At 46.9% G+C, this 6,250-nt stretch carries 8 protein-coding genes and 1 pseudogene; 3 read left to right on the top strand and 6 right to left on the bottom strand.

Annotated features, from left to right (window positions below):
* The 5 genes and pseudogenes from F557_RS23110 to F557_RS0115445 form a co-directional block, all read right to left on the bottom strand.
* A pseudogene (locus F557_RS23110) lies at positions 1-266 on the bottom strand (hypothetical protein); the annotation flags it as partial.
* Positions 267-302: 36 nt separating this feature from the next.
* Positions 303-500 carry a hypothetical protein gene (locus tag F557_RS23105; RefSeq protein WP_211209595.1) on the bottom strand — a complete coding sequence of 66 codons (198 nt, stop codon included), beginning with the start codon at positions 498-500 and terminating at the stop codon, positions 303-305.
* Positions 470-1,162, bottom strand: a complete 693-nt coding sequence (locus F557_RS23100) for a hypothetical protein (RefSeq protein WP_211209594.1) — start codon at positions 1,160-1,162, stop codon at positions 470-472. Before F557_RS23100 ends, F557_RS23105 begins: the two co-directional genes overlap by 31 nt.
* Positions 1,163-1,365: 203 nt before the next feature.
* Complete coding sequence (locus tag F557_RS0115450; RefSeq protein ID WP_026297960.1) at positions 1,366-1,929, bottom strand: DUF2815 family protein; 564 nt, start codon at positions 1,927-1,929, stop codon at positions 1,366-1,368.
* Between the two features lie 3 nt (positions 1,930-1,932).
* On the bottom strand, positions 1,933-3,057 hold the full coding sequence (locus F557_RS0115445; protein WP_019003117.1) for a DUF2800 domain-containing protein: 1,125 nt from the start codon (positions 3,055-3,057) through the stop codon (positions 1,933-1,935).
* 105 nt (positions 3,058-3,162) lie between these two features.
* On the opposite strand from F557_RS0115445, the gene F557_RS0115440 reads away from it, so the two are divergent.
* Complete coding sequence (locus tag F557_RS0115440; protein ID WP_019003116.1) at positions 3,163-3,414, top strand: hypothetical protein; 252 nt, start codon at positions 3,163-3,165, stop codon at positions 3,412-3,414.
* Between the two features lie 97 nt (positions 3,415-3,511).
* Positions 3,512-4,708: an AAA family ATPase gene (locus F557_RS0115435; RefSeq protein ID WP_019003115.1), complete on the top strand. Its 1,197-nt coding sequence runs from the start codon at positions 3,512-3,514 to the stop codon at positions 4,706-4,708.
* Positions 4,709-4,752: 44 nt separating this feature from the next.
* On the opposite strand, the gene F557_RS0115430 is transcribed toward F557_RS0115435, so the two are convergent.
* Entirely contained in the window at positions 4,753-5,097 is a 345-nt protein-coding gene (locus F557_RS0115430; RefSeq protein WP_026297959.1) for a hypothetical protein, read from the bottom strand.
* A 322-nt stretch (positions 5,098-5,419) separates the two neighbouring features.
* Between F557_RS0115430 and F557_RS23095 the strand changes: the two genes are divergently transcribed.
* Positions 5,420-6,250 (top strand): hypothetical protein (locus F557_RS23095; RefSeq protein WP_211209593.1); only part of this gene is annotated, 831 nt, incomplete at its 3' end.

Below are 6,250 nucleotides of genomic sequence, written 5' to 3'. Positions count from 1 at the left end.
GCTACATAAAAGAGCTTTCCCTGCGGCGGGATAAAGGCCGTGCGCACGAGCTGAGACAATGTATCCGGCACATCCTCATAAAGCATGGAGACCGCATCATAATCCCCGGAACGGACAAGAGCGCGGGCCTGATCTAAATCACTCATGCTGTTCCTCGCCAGATTCTGAAGCTGCACGATTTTGCTGCTGAACCTCCCGGTGCGATTGGCGCCGTAGAAGCGGAAGAGTCCCCTGGAGCGGTTATCAGCGCATACCGCATTCTGCATGGCCTGGTATTTCTTGACGGCGGATTTGGCCAGCTGCTACCTTAATGAAAGCACCCGGCAGAGCTCCGGTGGGGCATTCTTCATGAGTTCCGCCACGGCTTTCTTGTCCAGGGATTCCGTCATAAGCCCGTTTACGGCAAGCCAGTCCTTCATCTGCTGGACGGAGTTGGGGTTCTCCAGAGCTGTGAATTCCTTCATGGCCGTTATGAGTTCTTCCCGGGATCGGGCATCCATGTATATCGCCTGACGCACCAGCTCCATGTCCACGAGAACGCCCCGGTCGTGGATCTCCTGGTCGATGATGTATTCCTCCCACATGAAGTCCGGTACCGGGTATTTGGAGAGCCGCCGCTGGATTTCCATCTCGGTCTCCACGTCCCGGAGGTTGTAGCGCTTGAACATCTCCCACTTGTCGGGAGCATGCCGGGGAGATTGCGGGTTCTGCCGCCGTTGCTCTGGGTGGGAGCGCAGGGCCTACAGAAGTAGCGGGTGAGATCCTTGCCCTCGGTGAGCTTCTGCTTCTCAAGCCCCAGCACCGCGCCGACGCCTTCAAGAGACTGGGGTAGTCCCAGTGTTGCCGCCCACACCATGTCGCAGCGCCAGCCTTCCGGGCTGAGATAGGTACCTGAAGGAAGTCCGAGATACCGGGAGAGACAGATTCGTTCAAAGGAAGCGTTAAAGCTGTGTTTGATTATCTTCTCATCGGTGAGAGCCTTTAGAATCTCATCCGGCACCTTCTCCCCGCAGGCCAGATCGTAAACCTGCACCGGTTGCCCATCTACGCTGCAGGCAAAGAGCAGGATTTCAAAATCTGGTGATTCAGCGTAGCGGTACACACCGCTTTTGCCGATGTCTACACTGGAAAATGATTCGATATCCAATGTAATGTTATTCATTTCAATACCTCACAAAAAAGGGTAGCAGTTCTGCCACCCTTTGATAAAAGTTAACGGCCGGTTAGTGCAGTCGTTGCCATCTGTGCCACAGGTGTGAAATCAGCCAGGTCATAAGTTCAATGGCATAAGCTGAAATCACTCCCGTGAACATTCCGGTTCCGAAGCCCGTGATAAAGATTTCTGATGAATCCATTCAGACGTCCTTATCCCAGAAAATCTTCTTCAGCCTCAGTGGCAAAATCGCTCTCGGCACTGGCCTTACCTCCCAGAGGTTCCCCGTCGCTGATTTTCTGCAGGTTGTTAAGACCGCAGGCAATACCCTTATTGCCGTTCGCATTGAAGGCATAAAAGCTGATGCTGGCACGGCCATACACACCGGAGTAAACCTCGGAACGGTTCATAATCGGGTTGCATGCCGCATCAACAATTCCCGGAGCAGTGGCACTGTTGGCATTGATGAAGTAGGCGTTGGCGTAAGCTGGATCATCCGGTCTTTCAATGTCGCCGTCACGCAGAGGAGTTTTGATGACTGAAAGAGCAGGTACGGTTCTGCCGTTACCCTTCAGCTTGGATTCGCCCTCCTTGTAGGCGGCTTCAATGGCAGCCTGGATTTTTGTTACAGTTGCAGTATCTGACTTAGGGACAATCAGAGACACACTGAACTTAGGAGCGCCGCCGTTGATTGACTTTGCTTCCCATACATTGGCATAAGACCAGCGGGTTTTAGGGCCGGTGATAACTTTCATTGGATTAACGATTTTTGTCATTTTCTATTCTTCCTTAAAATCTAAGTTTGCACATGAAATTTCCGGTCTTTTATCGCTTTCCGGTACAAGCGTTGGTTTGCCTTGCGGCTTTTCGATATATGCTGAAAGCAGTTTTTCGAATTTGGTCTTGCCGAGGAGCTTCTGCATAGCTGTTATGCCGAGAACCTTCTTCTCGAACGGATCAAAGCCAGCTTCACATACAGCCTTGATGACTTCATTCTCATCGGTGTATCTGCGGTTGGCTCGCCCTTCCACCAGCTTCCAGCCGGTCCAGCTTTTACCGCCAATAGCACTCTGGAGGGCATAATCCTTCACGTCAGATGCCCAGGAGGTAAGCTCATCAACCTTGGATAAAATCACCTCAATCTCGACGTCATCAAGAAGTGCCGGCAGCTTGAACTCATGTCTTGCCATGAGAAGATTCTCCTCAGCTCTGGCTCTGCATCTGTGTTTGGCTTTACAGAAACCGCACCATTCGCCGCAGCGGAATTCTCCTTTACCTTCAAAGGCCAGTTTGGCAGCAGGTTTCAGAACCTTATCAGCCCAGGTGAGGAGCTCCTCACTGCTTATTTCAAAGGTGGAGATGTTTTCCCGTCTTGGCTGATAGATGGTCATGGAGACCTTGCTGATGTCGTACAGAGCATCAAAGAGTTCCAGGGCTCCCAGGGCATAGCACATCATCTGCGGGTTCATTTCAGCTTCAACCAGCACCCCGAGACCGTGTTTGTAGTCCACAACTCTCAAGGTTCCGTCTGCGATAATCACGCAGTCGGCAGTTCCGAAGCCTTCCGGTACCCAGCGGGAAAAGTCCACGCGCTGTTCGATAAGTACCTTCGGATCTGAGCAGGTCTTTGAAGCTTCATTCACCTGTTCAAGAACATAGCTCGCATACCCGGTGGCACATTCCTCCATTTCGTCATTGAAGCGGGACAGCTTCGGTGTCGAATCATCCGCGTCCATTCCCAGAGCGGTTTTAAGCTTGTACTCACACAGCTCATGAGCCTCGGTGCCCTCCGCGGCGTATTCGCTTGGCTTATCCTCAAAGGCTTCACAAAGTCTTACCGACGGCGTACAGTTCAGCCAGCGGTGAGCTGAGGAGGCTGACAAAATTGCATGCTGACTAGGCATTCTTAAGCTCCTTGGCATCATTAAGAAGAGCAGCGTAGCTGTTCGGATCTACATCGCTTAAGGGATAATGACCAGAGAGCTGTTACCATTGAATGTGCATCAGATTTGACCGATCCTTATGCCATGAAACCGGAGGTGTATTCAGCCCTGGTGGATCTCAGCACTGACATCTGCAGACGGAACGGCAAGCGGAAGCTGGTGTGGATTGCTGATCAGGAAAAAGCTTTAAGCTATGAGGTTAAACCTGACGAAATGCTCCTGACCGTTCACCGGTGGTTTGCAAAAAAGTCCTGTCCAGGAAACTGGCTATTTGAAAAAATGGGCAGTTTGGCTGACGAGGTTAATAGCAAACTGTGAAAGGAAGAAACATAATAAATTTAAAAACTTGAAATAATTCAATTAAAATGCTATTTTTGGAATAAAAGGTTAAAAATAGCATTTAAAAGAGGTTGTTATGCTGATTGAGTTTCGAATTCAGAACTTTCTGTCATTCAAAGAACTGCAGACCTTTACTATGGTAAAAAGCAAAAGCAGCGAACGTCCGGGGAATGCCTTTCCAATCATGGCTGAAAAAGAGTTCAGCCTGCTTAAAAGCGCCGCAGTGTATGGACCAAATTCCTGCGGTAAATCCAACTTCCTGAAGGCTCTTTCCGCTATGAAAGGTATTGTTACCACTACTCTGCAGCGAGGGATGAAACTTCCTCTGACACCTTTCAGACTCAATCCGGAGACTGTTACTCAGCCTACGGAATTTGAAGTGAGTTTTATCGTCCGTGACGTGAAATACCAGTACGGTTTCAGCGCATCGTCAGATCAGATTTTTGATGAATGGCTTTTTGCATTTCCTGCAGGTCGCCCTCAGAAATGGTTTGAAAGAGTCTGGGATGCCGAATCAGGGAAACATCTCTGGAAATTCAGTCAGTTTCTGCAGGGAGCCAAAAAACTGTGGCAGCAGTCAACCCGTGAAAATGCATTATTTCTTTCTACAGCTGTTCAGCTTAACAGCGAACAGCTGAAACCGGTTTTTGACTGGTTCAGTAAAACACTCCGCTTTGTAGGAACTGAAGGTTTATCTCCGGAGTCTACGGCAAGATTCTGTACGGGAAGCGGTAAAGAAGATGTTCTGAAATTCCTTAGGGCAGCTGATTTTAATATCGAAGATATCCGCGTTGAGGAAAAGCATCTTCCCACTGAACCGACCTATGAAATCAACACGGTTCACACAGACAGCAATGGGCAGACAGTATTATTTAATTTCAGGGATGAATCATCCGGTACGCAGAAATTCTTTTCTTTTGCTGAACCGATTCTGGATGTTCTGTCTAATGGCAGTGTTCTGTGTATTGATGAGCTTAATGTAAATCTTCATCCTAAGCTGGTTCAGTTTCTGGTGGAATTGTTTCATGAACCAAAAGCTAACCCTAAAAACGCTCAGCTGATTTTTACCACTCATGAAACAACCATTCTTACTCAGGAAATTTTCCGAAGAGATCAGATTTGGTTCTGCGATAAAAACAGAGAGCAGGCTTCATTCCTGTATCCTCTGTCAGATTTCAGTCCTAAAAAGGGAAAGGAAAATCTGGAACTGGGATATCTTTCCGGCCGCTATGGAGCGCTGCCTCTAGTTCGTTCTTTCTATGGAGTACAGTAATGGGCAGTGATGAGTGGGATACCGGGTTCACCTTCACACTTATGTCAATCCTGACCGAGCAATTCGGTGTAATCATCCATAATGACTTCAGCAAAAGATCTTCCTTCGATTACTCGGCTTTCCAGTAAATCGTGCATGTCTGCGTATTCGCCTAATAATTCGTATTTACCGTATAACTCCTTATTAATCTTTTTATAAAGGCCAAACATAGCTTCTCTACCGTCTGGAAGTATGGTATTTCCATTTTTATACATAGACCCGGTGTGTAACCTATACTCGGTTCCATGATATAAAAAATCCAGTCCGTACCAATGTCCATTTGACGGTGCCCATTCTCCAACATATTGAGATGTAAACTCATTAAGCGATTTATATTCATTGATTCTCAATTCAATTAAATCCTTTTAATCTCATTCACGGTTTATGCCTGTTTTTAATTTTGCAACAAGTTGTTGCAAAATTAGAGCTTTCTCAATTAATTCTTTTGAATCACATCAAATTGCGAAACAACTTGTTTCTTAATTGCGACTGTTCAACTCTTAATCATTCAAAAAAATTTTTTCCAAAAACGTCAGATTTTCCCTCCTGCCGTGGCTACTTAGTGAAAACAACAAATTTTGTATTAGGTCTTAAACCCCCATTTCAAGGCTTCAGGGATTCTTGACAAAAGTGCTGGTGAATCCGTACTATACCGCACACAAAAATCGTGGCATGCTGAAGGGAATTGCAATGGAAGTAAAGATTACAAATAGCGCACTTCCAATCAATCAGCACGATACCGATTCTGCCAAATCGGATCCTCTTTACGCACTGATCGAAAAATTTACATTAACCATTCAAGAGCAGAATACAGTCATTCAGGGGCTGAAGACAACTATTCAAGAGTTGAGATCCGATACTCAAGAGCAGAAAGTAGCCTTTCAAAATCAAACCCAAAAAGTAGAAGAACTGGAAAACAGGATCAGCGAGCTCATGGATTCACTTGAGAAGAAAGAATCCGAACTTTCAGAAAGCAAAGAACTCGTTAAGACCCTGAAAACGCTCCTGTCTTCCAAAGAGGTTGATCTTGACGCGTTAAGAAGACTCCTGTTTCAAGGCGGCAGAGAACAGAAGAAGGATAAGAAAGAAGCCGCATCCCAGAATGCTGAAGAAAAGCAAACACAGTATCACGTAAACAGCCCGCGCAGAAACAGACAGAGCAATTCAGCAAAGGCCGACTGCTGCGATGGCGAGAAAGAAAGGTTCTTTGATTTCAACGGCAACGCCCTTGAGGCATCAGCCTGGGATGACGCCTCAAAAGAAATCGCTCAGACCATTGAAAAAGACGGGAAGATATACGTATTCAAGGGCTGGAAAAAAGATTCCGCGAAAATTGAACAGGTCAGAACAAGCATCAGGGTTTTATCATACGTTCCTGTCTATGAGGAAGCCATGCCGGCTCAGAATTATGAAACGCCGGCCGTGATAGTCGGGATTAATCCGGAAAAGGATTTTCTTCCGAAGACTGTATTTGGCTTTTCCTTTGCGGCTCAGACAATCGCT

It is taken from the genome of Succinimonas amylolytica DSM 2873, from assembly GCF_000378405.1.
In the GTDB taxonomy this organism is placed as follows: Bacteria; Pseudomonadota; Gammaproteobacteria; order Enterobacterales; family Succinivibrionaceae; genus Succinimonas; species Succinimonas amylolytica.
Note: the sequence above shows the minus strand (reverse complement) of the source record. Positions and strands in the feature narration are given on the sequence as shown.

Excerpts from the sequence above, each read along its gene's own strand:
- F557_RS23105 (WP_211209595.1), bottom strand. The coding sequence starts at position 500 with ATGGATGCCCGATCCCGGGAAGAACTCATAACGGCCATGAAGGAATTC.
- F557_RS23100 (WP_211209594.1), bottom strand. The coding sequence starts at position 1,162 with ATGAATAACATTACATTGGATATCGAATCATTTTCCAGTGTAGACATC.
- F557_RS0115450 (WP_026297960.1), bottom strand. The coding sequence starts at position 1,929 with ATGACAAAAATCGTTAATCCAATGAAAGTTATCACCGGCCCTAAAACC.
- F557_RS0115445 (WP_019003117.1), bottom strand. The coding sequence starts at position 3,057 with ATGCCTAGTCAGCATGCAATTTTGTCAGCCTCCTCAGCTCACCGCTGG.
- F557_RS0115435 (WP_019003115.1), top strand. The coding sequence starts at position 3,512 with ATGCTGATTGAGTTTCGAATTCAGAACTTTCTGTCATTCAAAGAACTG.